Below are 19,943 nucleotides of genomic sequence, written 5' to 3'. Positions count from 1 at the left end.
ATTAGACACCTTTCCTTTCATTTGCAAACACAACCACTTTTTGTGCTCCATCTATTGAGTCAGTTACAGTAAAAGAAGTTGGTCTTTTTGAGTCTCCTTCATAAGTCGGTTCAACCTTTAATGTAACCTCCCTTCCATCAGAAAGTGCATCGGCAAGTAAATTTTCATTCTTTTTAAAATCTCCCCTATTTAGATTTGCATCCATGGGAACTAAATTCTCAATTTTGTTTGAGCCATTAAAACGATCAGCAATTAGATGTCCTCTATCATCAGTTTCCCTCTTGTCTTCTCCACCAACATTATCTTCATTAATTGTCTTTCGTTCTGTGTTACTTAGATGTAGGTCTCCCTCTACACTAATAATCCTGGCTTTATCATCTGTTACATATCTATATTCATTTATCTCATATGTATCATTAGCCAATAATTCTCCATTCTCTTTATAAGTCTTACCATTATCATCCGTATCATACCTGCTAACATTTTCTTCATAGACATCGTTAGTATCATTTGCATAATTGAAGGGTCTATCAGCATCTTCAAAAGACATTACATCAGATTGTAATTCTTTATCAAAGCTAGGTGTAAAATCTGTAAAAGATGATTCGTCTTGTACAGTTTCTTTTAATGCCATGCTAAGTCCTTCTATCATAATACCTTCCCCCTCATGTAATTACTCCAGTTGAAATAGAAATTTTCTAATTCTTTATGGTCCTTAGCATTTTCTCTTACTAGACATTGAAGAATACCATTTCTATAATTTTCATTTATTTCATATACAATAGGATCAATATTATCTAAAACAATCTGATTCCATTCATCTATATTTTCTGTGTTTTTAGCTAATTTATATGCTTCTTCTTTAGAATATAACATTGAAATTATTCTTGATACATGTTTTAACTCAGATAAATCCTTCGTTTTTAGTATATTTATCACACTAATTTTCAAATTGGACGTAAAATTTGATTTTAATAACCTTTCTTCTAATTCATCAATATCATAATCAATTTTTTCGCCTACATGATTAGACAGTAATATTTTACTTAATTCTTTCTTAAAGGATTTATTAAATTCACTAGACTCTTCTCTTTCTATGAATTCTTTTTCTTTGCTTTCAAATCTATCTACCTTACATAATACAGGCTCTAACCAATTATTTTGATATACTGCAGCTACTCCGGTCTCAAGTTTTGCTAATTCTACTAATTGGTCATCATTTAATCCAGCTGCTCTACCTACAAGTTCTCTATCAGATTGTTCTGGCAATCTTAATATTATTTTTGTATTTGTATTACGTATTGCTGACATATCCAACAAACCTGGAGATTGATCTGCAATTATAAATCCTTCTCCATAAGTTCTTATCTCTGCAATCAAATTTGATATCATTTCAACTGATTTACCAACCATATTAGAACCTTCAGCTGATTGCTCAATCGAAGTTTTCTTTAATATATTGTGTGCTTCTTCTAAAACTGTAATATGTTTTAATGGTAAATTCATTCCACCTTGTGACATTCTATGTTCTTGAAGCCTCATTATAAGTATTCCCATAATCATCGACTTTGTTTCCACTGAACCAACTCTACTTAAATCCACTATTACATTAGAATCAAAAAGAATATTATTATCTATTTCATCGCTAGCAAATATTCTTCCATTAATCCCATTAGTAAGAGATTTAACTCTTGTAACTAAGGATCCTACATAATTTCCTTTTACTTCGTCAGAAAATGCTGATTCATTTACTACTTGGGTTAGCTTAATTAAAACATCCGCAAAGGTTGGAAATAAATTTTCATTATATTTATTTTCTGATAGATCTAAATCCCACCCTGAATCTTCGTAAGCTCTTTCTACTGCATCTTTGAGTACAGCTGGCATTGCCGCGTACATAGGCCAACAAACATTAAATATCTCAATTAATCTATCAATATGTTCTAATACATGTATCTCTTTAGAAAACTTGAAGGGATTTATTTTCAGTAGTTTCGTTTTATAAGGATTTGTTCCAAGAACAGTAACATCTTTTCTATGTCCTAAAACGTTCTTGTATTCTCCTTTAGCTGGTTCTACTACTAAAAATTTAACATCTTTATTATTTAAGCTTTCTAACATATTATAGATTGTATTTGATTTACCTGAGCCTGTTGAGCCTGTTATAAAAGTATGCATTGCTAGACTTTGCTTATCCAAATCCACTGATGTAGCTTCACTTTGTCCCATATGATATATGTTTCCAAGCTTAAAACTATCATCACTTTTTCTGTTAGATAATGTAAATATATTTCTTCCAAATTCAGTACATTGGACAACTGGTAATCCTACAATAGATTTCTTAGGTAAAGATAATTGTATTGCAAGTTCTTTTCCGCTAATTATAGAAGCTGGTGATATTTTAATGTGCTCATCATCTGATAAATTCAATTTAAATATGGGATGGGATAATTTCTGTAGATATTTACATACCTTTTTATTAGATCTTCCCTCATACCAAGTATTTATAAATGATGATTCTACAGATGAATTTTCGCCTCTCATTAAGGCATTATATGAACTTGCTGCTCTCTCATTAACAGCTGCATCATTTGAAATAAAGTATGCTGCAAAACTAAATGTTCCAAAATCCTCACATCTTTTAATACGCTCTAATTGTTCATCTATCTTTTCAAGCAGGCCCTTAACACTTCTATTCTCATAGCTTATTTGTATAGTTCTTCCTCTTGTATTACCTTCGCTTGTTGATATACTATTTTGATTAGATGTAGAATTACTATTCCCTTCCTGAGTGCTTTCTCCAGTGGAATCTGAAGTGTTCTGTGTTTCTCCAGTTGTTGTATTACTTGATGCAGTATTACTTCCAACAATTGCGCTACCTATAGCCCCAACAGCTCCACCTATTGCACCGCCAATCATTACTCCTGCCATTGTGCCTACTGGACCAAGAATTGTACCAGTTACTGCTCCAATTGCAGCTCCACCTGCAGCTAATGCTCCTCCTGCGTTTTTAGTTTTTGAATTGCCAACGCTATCAGATTTACTCCATCCATTAGATTCGGAGTGATTTTGTGTGTGGCTAATACTTGTATTAACTGTTTGTGTCATTCCTGTAGTATTTCCATCAGTTAATGTTAAAGCATCGCTTTCATTAAAAGATAATTCACTTTTTAGAAAAGGTGTAAGTTGAGAATATAAACTTTCATATCCTGATCTCATTATCTGAACTTGTTCACTAGCTACAGGATCTGCTAAAAGAATTGCAGTATAATTTTTATCCTTTATGGAATCAACAAATTTTTCAAGCCCTTGAATATAATTTTCTGCTTCCTTATTGTCATTTAATTTAAGAGCTGCTACTCCAGATACAGATGTAATAATCTTACTTTCGCCTTCAACATCAAAAATATCATCAAATAAATTTTCAAGTTTTCTATTTGTTAGATTATCTAATTCACTACCTGCAAAATTCGCTTTAAATGTCCCATTTAATATTTCCGCTTGAAGAGTTAAATCATTTTCTTCATCTTTGTTTATGACTCCAATATAATAGTCAATCTTTTTTCCATCACTATAAATAATAGTTGCGATTGATGCCCTACTTAAAGACGCTGAATTTAAAACTGTACTTAGCTTGTCTAATCCATCTTCATTCTTATTATAAACAAGTTTATTTATCCTCATAAATCTTACTTTAGATATAATATTAATATTACTTAGTTCAATGGGTAAGTCTTCAACTTCTAATTGATTCAAAACTCTTAAATAGTTTTTATTTAATACGTTATCTGCATTAGCAAATGCTTGAATTAGATCCTCATTTCTTCTTATATCCAATTCATTCTTATTTTGTCCCTTTAACTCCATATCCACACCCCGTTAATTCATTAGTATCTTCACCAATTTTCCTATCCTTCTTTTGTTCATCTTCAAGAAATTTTTTTTGTTCTTTCTTCTCCCTAGCTCTTTTATGTGCCTTTTTAAGTTCATCACCAGCAGTTAAGATTTTATTTTTATCTACTTCATGGCTTTCATTGCTATTGCTACTGCAATTGCTGCCACCACTGCAATGCCTACTACAACTTTTATCGAATTGTTCTCTTCTTTTTGATTCACTTCTCTTTGGTGACTTATCTGTTTTTTTATAGGATTGTTTCCATCCTTATCTTCTGTAAATATAACTTCTTTTTTATTTGCTCCAATGGCTTTATTCCCATATATTTCTTTACTTATAGCTTTAACATCATTAATTCTCTCTTGGCAAAAGTTATCTTTTAAATTATATACAGCTTCAGCAAAATCATCTTCTGTAATTTTACTATTCTTGATATTAACGCTTAAAATATCTTCTCCATCAAATTTTTCATATATCATATCTGATCCACAATTATCTATAATATAGCTTACTGTATTATCAAAATATCCTTTCGAAAAATTTCTATCACTAAGAATTATACCAACTAAGGCTCCCTTTAACCCCTTTATATCTTTATTATTTATGCATTCCTTAACTAAGTTATTTGGTTTAAAATTACTCATAATATCCTCCTATATGCTCATTATATTATTTATATATTCATTAACATCGTCGACCCACAATTTTATCTGTTTATTTGCTTTAACACGGTTTTGTATTTCCTTTTCATTCAAGGTTTTTTTATCTAATTCGTCTATAATCTCTTCTAGAATTTTATCCAGTTTATTTAATTCTTCTTTAAAATAAGTCTTTAATTTCACAAGTTTTTCTTCTGCTTCTACTTTTGATATTTCAATATTATTATCAATATAATTTAATAATTTAGGCATATATTCTTGTATTAGTGCGGTTAAATTTACAAGTTTTTTCTCTCCCACTTTTTCATTTACCGTATAATATGCATCTTGTAGCCAGGTCCAAGGCTTGTACCACTTTATATTTTGATTTTTATATGTATTTTCTTGCATTACATCTTCAGTTCTTTCATAATCATCCATTAATTTATCTACATCATTAATTTCTATTTTTTGTATGCTTCTTATTTTCTCAAAACTAAACCCTTCTATATTAAGTTCCGCTTTTAACTCACTTAGATACTTTTGATATTCATTTACAAGAAGTTCCCCTTCATCAATAACAGATTCTTTAATCGCAATGTTTAAATTGATTTCAAAGTTTTTTTGTAGTTTTTCTATCTCATTTTTAAAATTTTCAATATCCCTTTTTGCATATTCTTCTTCTATATTTTCTTTCTCGTTATAGTTCCTTGTAATCTTCTCAAAAGCAATTACAATCTTTTTTTCTATTGATTTAAATATCAACTTATTTATTTTAAAATTGTCTACTTTCCCTTTTAGCTTTCTCGCCTTTTCTCCATCAACTTTTTTCTTCTTAGCAGTCTTAATTTGTTCTCTAACTTTTTCGTATTCTTTGCTATCCTTTGCTAAATTTTCATCTAAGTTCATTTTCATACTATGTTCTTCAACAATACCTTTAAATTCACTTATTGCATCATTTATTTTCATAGGATAAGCATATTTTTCTAGATATTCATTTATTGATTCTTCTATAGCAGGTATTCCAGTATGTATAAGTGCTTCTTCATATTTGTTTTCATCTTTTTGAGCTTTTTCTAATTTCTTTTTTAAATTTATTCTACAACTTTCTGAAAGAGAAGCCATCTCATCAAAATGATATCCTTCTACTTCTATAAAATCTTCATATGCAGCTAAATCCTTTTTCTCTTTTCTTGTAAGTTCTCTATCATTTTGATACATTCTTATAAGTTTTGCAGTTTGTGCTGATACAGGAAATAAATTTGGTTCTTTAATTTCATATTTCAATAAATACTCTTTTACTGAAATCAACAAATTATCAATGGACTCTTTCTTTTCGCAATCAAATTGATCGCATTTGTTTATGGCAAATATAAATCTATCTTTAGATTGTTTTCCACCTTTTTTCATAGCTGTTGCAATCATTTCCAGAAGATCACTATCATCATTTATTCCAAATTGAGTTGCATTAATTACATAAAGAACTATACCTTTTTTTCTATCAGCTATTATACTTTTAGTTAACTCTCCATGACCTATATTTCTAGAATTATTAGGTCCTGGAGTATCAACAATTAATAGATTCATACTTTCTGATGAAATATTAGGTATTGGTCCTTCAATATCGATGTAAGTTACCTCTTCATCTTTATTATAGGTTTGTATATCTTCTAACTTTACTACTTTTTTTTCATAGATTATCTTTTCACTTTCATCTCTGCATTCTGCAATAAAGTTTTCTAATTCATCATTATCAGTAATCCTTGCAATAGTTGCAGTGCAGGCTTGGTTTTCTGATGGTAAAAGTTCATACCCTATAAATGAATTTATTAATGTTGATTTCCCACTACTCATAGTAGCTATAACATTAACTTTGAATTTCGATGATTGAACTTCTTCATAAGCCTTCCTTACATCATCAGATTTTAATTCTTTAATAGGCCCACTATTAAACACAGTTATCAATCCATCAATTTTTTTTAGAATATCCTTATCATTCTTAGTTTCAATATGATTTAAATTTATATTTAATGTATCCTTATTTTTCTCAATTGTAAGCTTTAAATCTTCAAAGTCTATTTTTCTTCCTTTAAAAGTTATATTGAAATCTGTATCATTAGTAGCTTTTCTAAGTTCCTCTACAATACCATTCCAATTATTGTCACTTTTCTCTAGCCAATACTGAAGTCTTTTTTTGCTTTGTGATGAAAATGCACTATTTTTCCTTACAGGTTCATTATTTATTTTAAATTCTGTTTCCACTGTATATGGATTATGTTTTATGTATATCTCTGTCATATGTTCCCTCTCCTCGCATAATTTCTATATATTAAAAATAATATTACTATCCTCTTTAATAATTCTTTTAATTCCCTTGATAGCATTCTTTATTATTTTAGGAACTTCATAATAATTTTCACCTTTATTAATATCATATTTCAACATTATTTCTTTACTTTTCAAATGTGCCTCATCATAAGTTTTTTGTATTTTTTCATATGCTGAATAATTAATGTTCCTATTTTCAATATATGATTTAAGTTCTATCACTTCATCAAAAACCTCAATATCATTATATACTTTAAGTAATTCGTGAATAATATCATCTATGTAAGAATTATTTTGATTTACATAAAAATTAACCTTAGGAATATATGTACTAGTTTCATCAACAAGCAAATCTTCAATAATTTTTTCGACCAATATAATTCCTGTATTATCAATAGCACTTAATAAATCATCCTCATAGAAACTCTCTCCACCAATATCTACATGTTTCTTTTCTATACTATCTATCTTTGAAAATTTGCTTAAGTTATAATCATTTGATTTAAATAAATCAAAATAATCCTTAAACTCTCTTATTTCTTTTCTAGTCAATTTCTCTCCGTTAATACCTTGTCTAAACAGCTTAGCTGCCAATGCTGATATTGGAATTATTGTAGGATTTTCAATTCCATTGCTTACAATATATTTATATATTGAATTCATTGCTTCCTGAACGCTTTCTTTTTCTACATCAAATTCATCAATTTTATTTACAACAAACAATATCTTCAATTTTTTATTTGATGATTCAATTCTTTCTTTTATATGAGTCATAAGTTTAAAATCATCGTTTACACCAAATTGAGTTGCATTTATAACATATAAAATAAGTCCATCTTCAAGGGTACTTATAAACTTGTATGTTTCTTTTTGATGAGTATCATCACCTGAAAAATTAGTTCCGGGAGTATCAATTAATACAACAGCTCTATTTCTATTTCTTATTCTTTTTATGTTTCCTTCAATGAGGATATCTTTTATTGTATCGTCATTATTAAAACTGTCTATTATATCTCTATTTTTCAAATCAACTATCAGGTTTTTTCCATCATTATACTCAACATAGGCCCTATACGTACTTAATTTATCATTATCTAATATTTGTATAGTCCTAGCTGTGCATGCTTGATTCTGAGTTGATAAAATATCTTGTCCAATTAATGCATTTATAAAAGTTGATTTTCCACTACTCATGGTTGCAACTACTACAACTTTAAACAATTTCGAATCATCTATACCATACTTTTTTAACATTTGCATCTCCTTATTTAATTATTTCGCCACTATTTTAATCTAAATCGCCCTCATAGTCTCGGTTATAGCCATAATACTCATTAATTTCTGTTAATCTTCCTTAGTTTTTACATAGGTACAAAACATATTTAAATTATACCTAAAATAACAATATTTTGCCATAGATTCCATCCACAAAAGCTTAACTTTGCGAACAAAAAAAGACGAGCTTCAAAGAACTCGCCTTTTCAAAATCTTATCACTATTACAATTGAAAAAAATCTAAGATATGATAAGCGTTTTGCACTTTCATATCTTAGATTCATTTAAAATCTCTTACCAATCACCTTAAATGCTAGGTATTTCTTTAGTATGTTTCAATATTAATTTTTTTCCTATTTTAGTAACAGTATGCCACCCTCCTACTAATAATAATCCTGCAGTTCCAATGCATATTGCAGCTGGAATACTGGATGCAAATACTACTCCACAAACTACCGGGCTACCCATTGCTACGCCAGGTAATAATTTTAGAATCTTTTTAGTCTTCAATTTGTCCTCCTTTCACGTTAATTCTTCTCTATTTTTATATAGTATTCACTATCAAGTCTGCATGTTCCATTCCTTTTCACTCTATATCTTCATCTACATATTTCTTCATAATCTTAATAAATCTAGTCCAATATGGCGGATATTCATTACTGCCACATTTACTTATTTTATTATTATTAGGCAACTTAATCACTATATTCCACTGTGTTCCATCACATACATCGTTATCATAATATTTATCTTTCCAGCATGTTATGTCCAACCTAGTTAATTCTGTTATAAAAGTAAACCACTGCTCAGGACTCAATTGTATTTCTTTAAATATTATATTTGGATTAAGGTTCACTTCATTTTTTGGATGTTTCAAATCAACATACATTCCACCTGGAGTTTCTGCATATTTTATCGTTTTATTTTTTCGTTTTCCATCAACGAATATATAGTGAGATATTCCAGAGTATCCCCCCACATAAAACTCAAAGAGAGTCATTTCAAGTAAAGCAGAATTATCATTACCACCAAAGTCTTGTCCACAAATTTTACAATGTCTACTTGGATCATTACCTGAAATACAGCATCCACCTAATACAAATTCACCACGCTGTGCTGCTTCAAAAGCCTCATGTGTTGGCATACCATATATAATTTTCACTGTGTCAGTTAATCCACAAGCTGGGCATTTTTTCTTAGGCATATCCTAACCCCCTATAGTAATTTAATGGATTCCTTCTAACTCTAAATTCTTTAGAATATAAGAATGAGTCTCTAATGATTCTTCCATTACAGTTTTATTAATTACTTTACCCTCATGCATATAGTCATAAGCATCATAGATACAAAGTACTGATGCATTAACATTATTTAAAGCTTTGCTTAAGTTTTTTTCATAATCTAAAAAATCCTCTTGCGAATTATTTTCAATAGAATAAGAGGATTGTCCAATCCATCTGACACCATTATGTTTTTTAACTTCATTGTCTAAACCCATCTTGTTGATTTGTTCTTTTAACCCAGTTAATCCACTATCTTTATTAATTTTAATTAATCCTTTTGCAATACTTAATTTAATATGTTCAGTCTCAATATTATTAATCCTTAGAAAACATAATAATTTATTATAAATATTTTCTTCCATAGCCAGATAAATAAGTTCATTGTTTTCTATCCCCGCCTTTATATAAAAGTACAGATTGATAAATAAATGTTCCTCTCCATAGTAATATAGACTTGTATGTCTTCCAAATATATTTTTAAGATCTAATTTAGATACATTCTTTATAATTCTATTGCAAAAGATACACTTATACACTAAATCATCAAGTGCCTGACTTAAAGTAATTACTTCATCATCTAATAAATTATGATTTTTTTTAACTATGATATTATTCAAATGCTCCCTATATTCTTCTATACTAGAATTTAGATTACAATTTATACATAAAATGCTCATTAATTCACCTCATCCTGATAGTTATTCTTCTTATTTTATCGCTTGTTTCTATCTCTATTTAATTAATATTTTACTCTTTGCCTATATATCTTTTAATAGCTTTTCCATCTTTAATTACATCTAGATATAGCGGACCATTAGTTGGGCCTTTATAAACATTTCCAGTCTCTTTGCCAACAAAATAAGGTGCTGGTGAGTCCCCTGGATCATATACAAAAGCATTATATGTTTCCTCTGTTATTCCAAAATCTTTAGATGAGGGAAAACAATTAGGTAGATAAATTAGCTTCGCACCATTTTCATTAGCCCAATCTAACCCAGCCTTGTCTTCTTTCATTACTAAATTCATAGCTTCATCAACTGTAATTTCCTTACTTTTGCTTAAATTAGCATTTATTTCATTTTGCTTTTCTATTTCTGCTTGCCTTTCAGCTTCCTTTTTTATTTCTGCTTGATTTTCCGTTTCAGCTATTGCCGCTAGCTGAACTTCAAGATTCTCTTTCACTTCAATTACTATTTTATTAGCATCATTGAATTTATTTTCTTCAGATAATTGTTCTATCTCACTAATTCCAGTCGAAACTTCATTAGTCTTATCCTCACCTAACTTTGATATATCAATTGCCTTCAATTCTTCTAAAGTTTTTCCAAGTTCAATTTGATTCTCTTCAATGATTTTAGCCTCTAGAGCCCCTAATTCTTGTTGCAACTCACCTATTAGCCATTCATTCTTGATATCTATAGCCCTCTGAGAATTTACTATTAATGTATTAAATTCTTCTTCATACTCTCCCAAAATATAATTTTCAGCATTTTCCTCTACAGTATTTAAGTAATCATTAAACTCATTAGCAGCTTTTCTCTTACTATATTGACCCTCAAAAACAACAGCTCCAATTGCAATAATAGCAATGATAGCAATTGCTATTATAATTTTCTTTTTATTATTTAACTGTTTCATATATACCCCCTTAGTATTTAAATTTATTTTATATTATATGACTGAGTTTAAGATCATATTATAAATAAGATTGAATACGAATTGTTGAACTTTCCCCCTTGCTTGAGAGGTTTTCACTATTATTTCAATTCCATCATAAAACCAGGTTTGATTGTTAGAAATCCTCGTTCATTATTGCAAATTCCAGCCCAGTCAAGTATTGCTGCAACTACAAATCCTGGTCCAAATGCAGTCTTTCCAAGTTCTATTCCATGCACCTTATAGGCAATATAACCTTCTACAGAATCAAGGGGTAAATCATCACTTCCAAGTTTTGCTCCTGATCGAGCTTTTCCTTTCATAGCCTTTCCACCATTTTCAATGACAACTTCAACAGCAGCCTCGAATACTTCCCAAATAAGATGATTTGGAACAGGTATCTTTGGAGAAATTAGCCCTTTACCATTTGGATCATAACCAATTTTACACAGATCACCATTATAAAGGGGAATGGATACTCTTCCTTTATTTTCATTAAGCTTCTCTTTGATTTTACGAACAACAAGTTTATCGGTTTCTTTGATAGGAACAACTCCTGTTGTTATCATAATAACCTCATTCCTTTCTTCATTTTTTATAGGGGATAAATTCAATTTATCTAAAATTTCATTGAACTTCTTTTTCACGGCTGGGTATGACATTTCTCTGTCAATTTGAACTGTTTTGAAATTACCTTGAGCCTTTAAAAAGCACTCCACAAAATTAAGTTCTTCAGCACAAAGGTAGTCAAATTTGCTTAGAGGAAAGTCACCATTCAACTCTAAGTCACATTTGCCACAACTAAGTCGTGTTGCAATTAATTTTTCATTGCATCTTGGGCATACAGCTACTAATTCATTTACCATAAAATCCCTCCTCTTATATGGTTATAATATCCATTTGTATTATAGTTGTCAATGTAGTTTGTAATTTTATTCACAACTAGTTCATCAACAACAAAAATGACCGGCCAAAGTGATTATCACTCCAGCTGGTCATTAGTTTTCAGTATTATTTCATGTTTTTCTCCTTAAAAATAAGATACCCCCTTAAATTGAGGAGTTATCTTATGGTATTTTTCTTTTTCCATACTTACTAAATATAATCTTTACTCAACATACCATTCCTCCTATCGCAAAAATATCTCTTAAAATTAATATATTAAAATCTTCATCAACTCTATACCCTACTGCGCTAATTACATCTAAATTTAGTCTTATTAATGGCTTCTTCAATTAATTCAGTGGTTTTTTCTATGCCAAAGGCTGCACTGTTAATTGTTAAGTCATAGTTCTTAATTCGTCCCCATTTGCGTTCTGCATACATTTGATAGTAATCTTCTCTTGCTCGATCTTTTTTATGTAGTGTTTCTTCAACATTTTTTTGTGGTATTCCATATTCATATTGAATACGCTCCATTCGTTTTACTTTATCTGCATGGATAAACAAGTGAAAACTACCAGGTAAATCTTTTAGAATTACATCTGAACAACATCCGATAATCACACAAGATTCGGTATTTGCTAAATTTATAATGATTTTCTTTTCTGCTTCATAAATAGCATCTAGAGGTGCTTTCTCCTGTTTAGAAAATGCATATCCTTGTGCTATTAACTCATTTAATAACAAATTGGGTATGGATTGATCATTTTCTGCAATAAATTCTTCTGGAAATCCTGTTTCTTTAGCAGCCACTTTTAATAATTGGGTATCGTAGAAAGTAATACCTAAATCATCTGCTATTTTTTGACCAATTTCACGACCCCCACTGCCATATTCACGGCTAATGGTCACAACTAAATTTTCATGAGTTTTTTCAGTATTCTCTACAATTTCACCGGTATTCACCATTATAGGTTGTCCCTTAAATACAGACTCCATAAATTCCAAATGCTTGTTTATAACACGAACAATAGTTCCTACTAATAAAGCAGCTAAAATTGTCCCTTCCCTTACCCCATTTAGTCTATGGAAAAAAAATGAAAGATAAAATACACCCAGTAATCACAAGTGTAAAATCGAAAGCGACTTTTAATTTTCCAAATTCCTTCTTGCTAATGGTTGAGATGGCACTAACGACTCCTTCTCCAGCCATTAAAACAACATTAGCAGTCACTTCCATACTTACTCCAATAGCAAGGATTAAACAACTAAGTGCAAACACTCCTAGTTGGGCAGGATAATTGGTTACATTTATCCATGAAAATAACTCCATTGTAAAATCGGTAAAATAGCTAAATACAATAGCTACCACAATTTGAAGTAGCTGAATCAGCTTATATTGTTTTCTTAATAAAATAATTTGAAAAGCAATAAGTACTAAGTTCATTATAAAAGTAAATTGCCCAATTGTCATAGGCAATCCTAAACTCAACACGTATGGAACAGATGAAATAGGCGACGTTCCTAAATTAGATCTCGTCGATAACGCAACCCCAACTGCCATCATGAATAGCCCCGCAGTAAAAAATAAATAACGTTTTATTGTCTCTTTAATTGACATTCCAAATCTTCACTCCTTAATTAACGTTCTAAATCTTCACTCTCCTTACCTTTTCCATTGTTCTATTTCTAATTTCATAAATAATCAAGAATTTTTTTTAGAAATATAACTACTATAATCATACACCTAAATAAAAAGTGAATCAAAGAAACATCCTGAACCTTAATACAAACTTCTGATTATCTGGAAATTTTCTGTATTTTAATTATACTTAACTAAACTTGTCCCACTATTTTGCTCTGGAATTTTGTTTATTACTAAACGATATGTTAATATTAGTAATATAAAAAAGTGAAGAAAATATGGAGTGGATGCTCTAAAATTTCATGCTGATTGGTATACACAAGTATTTGAAGATATGAAAGAAGGTAAATTATAATGGAAGCAAAAAGATTGAATGAGTCCCCAATACATTATTATGTAACAGGAAATGAGCAAGGAGAATGTCTGATGTTTCTACATGCCGCTTTTGTTGATCATTCTATGTTTGATACGCAAGTAGAATACTTTAAAGATAAGTATAAGATTGTTACCATGGATTTAATAGGACACGGACAATCTGTAAAAACCAAAAAGGGTGACAGCATTGAGAATATGGCAGATTGGATTTTGCAAATTATAGAGAAGGAACAGGTAAACAAAGTTCATCTTATTGGTATCTCACTAGGTTCTCTTATCATTCAGGATTTTGCGAATAAATTTCCTGAAAAAGTTAATTCTTTAGCTTGCTTTGGAGGATATGATATTAATAACTTTGATCTTGCTATGCAAAAAGGTAACAATAAAGAGCAGTCACTTATGATGCTAAAGGCTATATTTTCTATAAAGTGGTTTGCAAAAAGCAATAAAAAAATAATAGCATTTACAGAAAGAGCTCAAGAAGAGTTTTATCAAATGAATATTCGTTTTCCTAAAAAATCCTTTATGTATCTAGCTTCTTTGAATAAAATGGTGAATAAATACAAATTACAGACCAGACAATATAGATTATTAATAGGATGCGGTGAACATGATATACCAATGGAATTAGAAGCGATAGATATGTGGCATAAAAGTGAGTCTGTAAGCAAGAAAGTTGTGTTTAAAGGTGCCGGTCATTGTGTTAATATGGATGTTCCAGAGGAATTCAATGAAGTAATGAAAGATTTTTTTGATAACTGTGATTGAAACTTCTCTGCCATCTATAGCTTCCATTCTTGAAAAAATTTTTCTCCCAACCCTTAAATCATTTTAAACTTTATTTTTAACTAAACAGTCCTTATATTTCACTTCCAAAATATCAGACTGCAAGATGAATTATTAACTCCCAATCTCCACCGAAAACTCACAAAGCCTGATGTTTACTACAACTTCTTAATTTATTAATTTATTAATTGTTTAATTGTTTAATCTGTTAATTACTTAATTACTTAATTACTTAATTCTAGTATAAAAAAGCAGACACACGCCCGTTCTATTAAACTACATCTAATAGAACGGGCGTATGTCTTCAAATATCGGAGTTAACATCTAACAAGGTGAGCACCACTCTGCAAAAAAGTCTACTACAACAAGACCCTCTTTGATTTCATTTTTTCTTAATCAATATAAGCTGCAGCTTATTATTTTAACAGCTTTTCAATATCATCTTTTAATTTTAATGGAGTTGTTGTAGGTGCATATCTATCTACTACATTTCCTTCTGAGTCTATTAGAAACTTTGCAAAGTTCCATTTTACCTCTTTAGTTAAAATTCCTTTAGCTTCATTTTTTAAATATTCATATAATGGATGTGTATCTTTTCCATTTACATTTATTTTCTCAAACATTGTGAAAGTTACTCCATAATTTATTAAGCAAAACTGACTAATTTCCTTATTACTTGATGGATCTTGCTTTGCAAACTGGTTACAAGGAAATCCTAAAATCTCAAAACCTCTTTCTTTATATTCTTTATATAATTCTTCTAACTCTGTAAACTGAGGTGTTAAGCCACATTTACTTGCAGTATTTACTACTAAAACTACCTTGCCTCTATATTCTTCCATTTTAACTTCTTGTCCATTCATGTTCTTTGCTGAAAAATCATAAAAATTCATATTAATTACTCTCCTTTTATTTTAATTTAACATTGTTATAAATTTAATTGTACTCAATCTAATTTCTAACTTTATCTTATACTTTATTGTTTTCGCTGTCAACATAAATTTTATTTACTAGAATATTTAGATAATCAATAAAGGTCTTTTTTTCTTGATTACTGCGCCCATGCTGGTTGCACTAAAAAGCCTCTCAGACCGAAGTCTGAGAGGCAAATTTCTAATCTTACTTAAACTCACAAGCACCTAAACACTTTGATTTCAACCTGTTTGTTCTATTTCAGGTACCGCAAAAGGTTTGGTAAGGATGAGTTGATACCTCAGGCAGTGTAGAGTAATCAGTCTGTTCGGAGGAGTGCGCATAGGGACTTGCAAGAACATCAAGAAGCTGGTACATTACGCTGTAATCTCCTTGTTTCTCTGCAGCTTCTAATGCGGCTTCTACCCGGTGGTTACGAGGGATTATCGCAGGATTACTGTTCCTCATCAACTGATTCGAGGAAGATTTTGGTTCCTGTTGTCTGCTTAGTCTCGCCTGCCACATCTCATGCCACTGACCAAATTCTAGGGTGCCAAATAGGACCGTATCCTCTGGTTTATCAAAAGTTAATGCACGAAAGGTATTGGTATAGTCCGCACTATACTTCTTCATCATACTAAGTAGAGTCTCAATAATGGATTCATCCTGTAGCTCTTCGTTAAATATCCCAAGTTTTGATCTCATTCCCGCTAGCCAATTATAATGATATAACTCAGTAAAACCTGAAATTGCATCCTGGGCTAGCTTTATAGCCTCTGACTTATTGGCATGTAGCAAAGGTAATAAAGTTTCAGCAAATCGAGCCAGATTCCACCCAGCAATATGAGGCTGATTGCCATAGGCATATCGACCTTTAATGTCAATAGAACTAAATACCGTTGTCGGGTCATAAGCATCCATAAAGGCGCAAGGGCCATAATCAATGGTCTCTCCACTAATGGTCATATTATCGGTATTCATTACCCCGTGAATAAATCCACCAAGCTGCCATTTAGCAATCAGTGCAGCCTGACCCTTGATCACTTCCTGAAGTAAGAAAAGATAGCGGTTCTCACCAGAGTCAATGTCTGGGAAATGTCGTTTCAATGTATAGTCAGCAAGGCCTCGTAGATCCTCGACAGTCCCCCATTCTGAAGCGTATTGAAAGGTGCCAACGCGCAGATGACTTGCAGCCACCCGAGTTAGAATTGCACCAGATAAATCAGTTTCACGAATTACTGACTCTCCACTTGTTACCACCGCTAGGCTTCGGGTAGTAGCAATACCAAGGCCATACATGGCTTCGCTAATGATATATTCACGGAGCATCGCTCCAAGTGTTGCTCGACCATCACCGCCACGGGAATATGGCGTTTCACCTGAACCCTTGAGTTGAATATCAACCCGCTGGCCTAAGGGAGTAATCTGTTCACCAAGTAGCATAGCGCGGCCATCTCCAAGCATGGTAAAATGCTGGAATTGATGCCCTGCATAAGCTTGAGCAATAGGCAAAGCACCTTTGGGAATCTGATTGCCAGCAAGCACCTCTAGACTATCTTTACTTTGCATCGCCTGGACATTTAACCCCAGTGATGTTGCCAAGGAATTATTGAAAATAATCAACTTCGGTGATGTTACAGGAGTTGGTTTAATACTTCTAAAAAATATTTTCGGCAGACAAGCATAACTGTTCTCTAAGTTCCATCCTGTTTCTATTAGTTCTTTTCTATTTGTCATTCTATCTCCTTTTCATCTTTTGTCTATTAACTTTTGTCTATTAACTTTTAAATCCAGTCCTATCTTCTTCTGTAATCTCTCGAATTACTTTGCATGGTACTCCAGCTGCTATTACATTTGCTGGAATACTTTTTGTAATAACACTACCAGACCCTATAATTGAATTATCTCCAATAGTAACACCTTGATTTATATTCACTCCTGCCCCAATCCATACATTATTACCTATCTTTACAGATTTCGCATAACAGCCACCCGCTACTCGTTCTTTTGCATTAGTTGCATGATTCGATGTATAAATTCCAACTCGTGGCCCAAATAAAACATTATTCCCGATATCTATCTCTCCACCATCTAACATTATACAATCGAAATTGGCATAGAAATTATCTCCTATTGTAATATTAAAACCAAATTCACATCTAAAATTCGGTTCAAAATGAACTCCTTTTCCAATGCTTTTCAATAATTTTCTTAATATTTCTTCTCTTTCATATGTGGTTTTACCAAAATTATTATTATATTCATTTGTAAGAAAGACTGTATTTTCTCTTGCTTGAACTAATTCTTGAGTTAAATCATTATACATTTTTCCAGATAAAATTACTTGTTTTTGTTCTTCCAAATTCATAAGATAACCTCCAAATATACTTTATTGTCTTATAATATATCCTTATTGTAGCATATTTTGTAAATATAGTATTATTCAATTTCAATATTTAAACTTAAGCAGTCTATATGTTTATTGTGCTGCTTTTACGACTATCTTATTCTTACCGCAATTTACAACTAAGCAAGTACTACCTCATAAATAGATGCGAGAATAAGAAAATTGTTAGGTTTAGTTATTGATAATTTCTAAATAAAACCACTATTTCAATGTGACTATGGGCATAATATTTCTATTAGTGATACTATAGTGATAAGCTCTGGTAGAGTTGTAACTAAAGATATTTTATAAAAAATAGATAAATTATTATGGAGGCTTTTTATGAATTTATATAATGACATGGCTATGCAAGAACTGAATAAATGGAAGAAAAAAATGAGAGAAAAATCTTCAATAGTTGAAAAGGCATCAAAGGGTATTCAAAACAAATTTAATGGGATATTACCTGAAAAATATCATGAAATGATGACTTCAACCATAAAAAACATGACTAAAGTAGTTTTACTTGGTTCCAAATATACTACTAAGAAGCCCTATATGAATCTATCCCTTGAAGAAAGAGAAGAATTAGTTGCGCAAAAGGCTAAGATATACAAAAATACAGCTATGATAGAAGGCGCAGGAACAGGTGCCGGGGGAATCCTTTTAGCACTTGCAGACTTACCTTTGCTCTTAAGCATTAAAATCAAATTTCTTTATGATATTGCTGCAATTTATGGATTTGATGCTGATGATTATAAAGAAAGAATTTATATATTATATATATTCCAACTTGCCTTTTCTAGTAAAAGTAATGTAAATAAAGTATTTGATAAAGTGGAAGATTTTGAAGCATATTATCGTACATTACCTAAGGATTTTGATGCTTTTGATTGGAGGAATTTTCAGCAAGAATATCGAGATTACATTGATCTAGCAAAACTTTTACAAATGATTCCTGGAATAGGAGCATTTGTAGGGGCTTATGTTAATGCTAAATTTATTGATAAACTTAGTGAAACTGCTATTCAAGCCTATCGTATGAGAATATTATAAGCAATACTTCTACCCGGCTTCTGGCTGCAATATTATAGTTAATATTCCTGCCAGAGAAGGTTAACTTTATTTCATAATCTTTTCAAGAGTTGAAATGAAAGCAGCTTTATTACTAATCATATTCGATAATATTGTATATGTCTTTGTATTTATATCACTCGTATTCTTAACAAATCTGCCTTGTATATCAATAAGCAAAGCATATGTATTTTTTTCTAAATTGAGGGAAAACTCTAAGAAATTTCTAACATTATTAATTTGAGGTTCGCTTAACTTCTGATTGAATTCATTTATTAAAAAGGAAATTCTATCATATATTCCGAAATCAATTTCTTCAAAATTTTCATTTACTAGTTCTTTTTTCAATGTTTCATAATATTCAATGGTCTTCTGAATTTGTTTTATTAAAACCGTTAATACTATTTCCATATAGGGAATATCACGTTTTTGTTGTCTTATATTATCATATATAGCTTTTTTTCTAATTGAAATATTTATAGCTTTATTTATCAAATCTATAACGTTATATCCCATGACATCACTCCCAAAAAATTATTTATCCATAATAAATTATATTTCGCCTTAACAGCCAAAAGTAATTATAACATATTTTCATGTCAATATATTATTATCTTTTTTCCATTTAATATAATTTAATACAACAAAAAAAGGATAGTATAAACTATCCTTTTTTATCTTACCTGGCAACGTCCTACTCTCCCACACAGTTGCCCATGCAGTACCATTGGCGCAATAGAGCTTAACTTTCCTGTTCGGAATGGAAAGGAGTGTTTCCTCTATGCCATCATCACCAGATCTTCAGAAA

General features: G+C 30.8%; 18 protein-coding genes, 1 rRNA gene and 1 pseudogene. 2 read left to right on the top strand and 18 right to left on the bottom strand.

Features of this window, described 5'->3' with window-relative positions:
* Position 1 precedes the first annotated feature (1 nt).
* The 12 genes from CLVI_RS10225 to CLVI_RS10170 all read right to left on the bottom strand — a co-directional run bounded on the left by CLVI_RS10225 (position 2) and on the right by CLVI_RS10170 (position 13,578).
* The gene (locus CLVI_RS10225; RefSeq protein ID WP_106060031.1) at positions 2–652 is read right to left on the bottom strand and encodes a DNA/RNA non-specific endonuclease; all 651 of its coding nucleotides are present in this window, start codon (positions 650–652) and stop codon (positions 2–4) included.
* Entirely contained in the window at positions 649–3,867 is a 3,219-nt protein-coding gene (locus CLVI_RS17865; protein WP_106060030.1) for an ATP-binding protein, read from the bottom strand. The genes CLVI_RS10225 and CLVI_RS17865 overlap by 4 nt, the downstream gene beginning before the upstream one ends.
* 150 nt (positions 3,868–4,017) lie before the next feature.
* A complete protein-coding gene (locus CLVI_RS10215; protein ID WP_106060029.1) occupies positions 4,018–4,539 on the bottom strand; it encodes a hypothetical protein in 522 nt (173 codons plus the stop codon).
* Positions 4,540–4,548: 9 nt separating this feature from the next.
* Positions 4,549–6,831: a dynamin family protein gene (locus CLVI_RS10210; RefSeq protein ID WP_106060028.1), complete on the bottom strand. Its 2,283-nt coding sequence runs from the start codon at positions 6,829–6,831 to the stop codon at positions 4,549–4,551.
* Between the two features lie 24 nt (positions 6,832–6,855).
* A complete protein-coding gene (locus CLVI_RS10205; RefSeq protein ID WP_170065640.1) occupies positions 6,856–8,115 on the bottom strand; it encodes a dynamin family protein in 1,260 nt (419 codons plus the stop codon).
* Between the two features lie 327 nt (positions 8,116–8,442).
* Positions 8,443–8,646, bottom strand: coding sequence for a hypothetical protein (locus tag CLVI_RS10200; protein ID WP_106060026.1), 204 nt, complete (start codon positions 8,644–8,646; stop codon positions 8,443–8,445).
* A 76-nt stretch (positions 8,647–8,722) separates the two neighbouring features.
* Positions 8,723–9,340: a hypothetical protein gene (locus CLVI_RS10195; protein WP_106060025.1), complete on the bottom strand. Its 618-nt coding sequence runs from the start codon at positions 9,338–9,340 to the stop codon at positions 8,723–8,725.
* Positions 9,341–9,361: 21 nt separating this feature from the next.
* The gene (locus CLVI_RS10190; protein WP_106060024.1) at positions 9,362–10,096 is read right to left on the bottom strand and encodes an MEDS domain-containing protein; all 735 of its coding nucleotides are present in this window, start codon (positions 10,094–10,096) and stop codon (positions 9,362–9,364) included.
* Positions 10,097–10,166: 70 nt separating this feature from the next.
* A complete protein-coding gene (locus CLVI_RS10185) occupies positions 10,167–11,057 on the bottom strand; it encodes a GumC domain-containing protein (RefSeq protein WP_106060023.1) in 891 nt (296 codons plus the stop codon).
* 119 nt (positions 11,058–11,176) lie between these two features.
* A complete protein-coding gene (locus tag CLVI_RS10180; RefSeq protein ID WP_106060022.1) occupies positions 11,177–11,941 on the bottom strand; it encodes a DUF2089 family protein in 765 nt (254 codons plus the stop codon).
* 328 nt (positions 11,942–12,269) lie between these two features.
* On the bottom strand, positions 12,270–12,956 hold the full coding sequence (locus tag CLVI_RS10175; RefSeq protein WP_106060068.1) for a cytidylate kinase-like family protein: 687 nt from the start codon (positions 12,954–12,956) through the stop codon (positions 12,270–12,272).
* An 85-nt stretch (positions 12,957–13,041) separates the two neighbouring features.
* Positions 13,042–13,578, bottom strand: coding sequence for a YczE/YyaS/YitT family protein (locus CLVI_RS10170; protein ID WP_207655355.1), 537 nt, complete (start codon positions 13,576–13,578; stop codon positions 13,042–13,044).
* 378 nt (positions 13,579–13,956) lie between these two features.
* On the opposite strand from CLVI_RS10170, the gene CLVI_RS10165 reads away from it, so the two are divergent.
* Complete coding sequence (locus tag CLVI_RS10165; RefSeq protein ID WP_106060021.1) at positions 13,957–14,745, top strand: alpha/beta fold hydrolase; 789 nt, start codon at positions 13,957–13,959, stop codon at positions 14,743–14,745.
* Between the two features lie 342 nt (positions 14,746–15,087).
* On the opposite strand, the pseudogene CLVI_RS17280 reads toward CLVI_RS10165, so the two are convergent.
* The 4 genes and pseudogenes from CLVI_RS17280 to CLVI_RS10150 form a co-directional block, all read right to left on the bottom strand.
* Positions 15,088–15,147: pseudogene (locus tag CLVI_RS17280) on the bottom strand (thioredoxin domain-containing protein); the annotation flags it as partial.
* Positions 15,148–15,179: 32 nt separating this feature from the next.
* On the bottom strand, positions 15,180–15,656 hold the full coding sequence (locus CLVI_RS10160) for a glutathione peroxidase (RefSeq protein ID WP_106060020.1): 477 nt from the start codon (positions 15,654–15,656) through the stop codon (positions 15,180–15,182).
* Positions 15,657–15,936: 280 nt separating this feature from the next.
* The gene (locus CLVI_RS10155; protein ID WP_106060019.1) at positions 15,937–17,412 is read right to left on the bottom strand and encodes a protein adenylyltransferase SelO; all 1,476 of its coding nucleotides are present in this window, start codon (positions 17,410–17,412) and stop codon (positions 15,937–15,939) included.
* Positions 17,413–17,452: 40 nt separating this feature from the next.
* Positions 17,453–18,043: a sugar O-acetyltransferase gene (locus tag CLVI_RS10150; protein ID WP_106060018.1), complete on the bottom strand. Its 591-nt coding sequence runs from the start codon at positions 18,041–18,043 to the stop codon at positions 17,453–17,455.
* Positions 18,044–18,403: 360 nt separating this feature from the next.
* On the opposite strand from CLVI_RS10150, the gene CLVI_RS10145 reads away from it, so the two are divergent.
* Positions 18,404–19,117 carry an EcsC family protein gene (locus tag CLVI_RS10145; protein WP_106060017.1) on the top strand — a complete coding sequence of 238 codons (714 nt, stop codon included), beginning with the start codon at positions 18,404–18,406 and terminating at the stop codon, positions 19,115–19,117.
* A 66-nt stretch (positions 19,118–19,183) separates the two neighbouring features.
* Here the strand turns inward: CLVI_RS10145 and CLVI_RS10140 are convergent, their stop codons facing one another.
* Both CLVI_RS10140 and rrf read right to left on the bottom strand, forming a co-directional pair.
* Positions 19,184–19,651, bottom strand: a complete 468-nt coding sequence (locus tag CLVI_RS10140) for a hypothetical protein (RefSeq protein WP_106060016.1) — start codon at positions 19,649–19,651, stop codon at positions 19,184–19,186.
* 165 nt (positions 19,652–19,816) lie between these two features.
* Positions 19,817–19,933 (bottom strand): 5S ribosomal RNA (gene rrf, locus CLVI_RS10135).
* Positions 19,934–19,943 lie beyond the last annotated feature (10 nt).

The sequence above is a fragment of the Clostridium vincentii genome (genome assembly GCF_002995745.1).
In the GTDB taxonomy this organism is placed as follows: Bacteria; Bacillota; Clostridia; order Clostridiales; family Clostridiaceae; genus Clostridium; species Clostridium vincentii.
This window is presented reverse-complemented; position numbering and strand designations above follow the sequence as displayed.

Bases quoted from the DNA above. Each gene is read 5' to 3' on its own strand.
- CLVI_RS17865 (WP_106060030.1), bottom strand. From the start codon at position 3,867: ATGGAGTTAAAGGGACAAAATAAGAATGAATTGGATATAAGAAGAAAT.
- CLVI_RS10145 (WP_106060017.1), top strand. From the start codon at position 18,404: ATGAATTTATATAATGACATGGCTATGCAAGAACTGAATAAATGGAAG.
- CLVI_RS10170 (WP_207655355.1), bottom strand. From the start codon at position 13,578: ATGTCAATTAAAGAGACAATAAAACGTTATTTATTTTTTACTGCGGGG.
- CLVI_RS10155 (WP_106060019.1), bottom strand. From the start codon at position 17,412: ATGACAAATAGAAAAGAACTAATAGAAACAGGATGGAACTTAGAGAAC.
- CLVI_RS10175 (WP_106060068.1), bottom strand. From the start codon at position 12,956: ATGGAGTCTGTATTTAAGGGACAACCTATAATGGTGAATACCGGTGAA.
- CLVI_RS10210 (WP_106060028.1), bottom strand. From the start codon at position 6,831: ATGACAGAGATATACATAAAACATAATCCATATACAGTGGAAACAGAA.
- CLVI_RS10185 (WP_106060023.1), bottom strand. From the start codon at position 11,057: ATGAAACAGTTAAATAATAAAAAGAAAATTATAATAGCAATTGCTATC.
- CLVI_RS10165 (WP_106060021.1), top strand. From the start codon at position 13,957: ATGGAAGCAAAAAGATTGAATGAGTCCCCAATACATTATTATGTAACA.
- CLVI_RS10190 (WP_106060024.1), bottom strand. From the start codon at position 10,096: ATGAGCATTTTATGTATAAATTGTAATCTAAATTCTAGTATAGAAGAA.
- CLVI_RS10205 (WP_170065640.1), bottom strand. From the start codon at position 8,115: ATGTTAAAAAAGTATGGTATAGATGATTCGAAATTGTTTAAAGTTGTA.
- CLVI_RS10215 (WP_106060029.1), bottom strand. From the start codon at position 4,539: ATGAGTAATTTTAAACCAAATAACTTAGTTAAGGAATGCATAAATAAT.
- CLVI_RS10150 (WP_106060018.1), bottom strand. From the start codon at position 18,043: ATGAATTTGGAAGAACAAAAACAAGTAATTTTATCTGGAAAAATGTAT.
- CLVI_RS10160 (WP_106060020.1), bottom strand. From the start codon at position 15,656: ATGAATTTTTATGATTTTTCAGCAAAGAACATGAATGGACAAGAAGTT.
- CLVI_RS10195 (WP_106060025.1), bottom strand. From the start codon at position 9,340: ATGCCTAAGAAAAAATGCCCAGCTTGTGGATTAACTGACACAGTGAAA.
- CLVI_RS10180 (WP_106060022.1), bottom strand. From the start codon at position 11,941: ATGGTAAATGAATTAGTAGCTGTATGCCCAAGATGCAATGAAAAATTA.
- CLVI_RS10140 (WP_106060016.1), bottom strand. From the start codon at position 19,651: ATGGGATATAACGTTATAGATTTGATAAATAAAGCTATAAATATTTCA.
- CLVI_RS10225 (WP_106060031.1), bottom strand. From the start codon at position 652: ATGATAGAAGGACTTAGCATGGCATTAAAAGAAACTGTACAAGACGAA.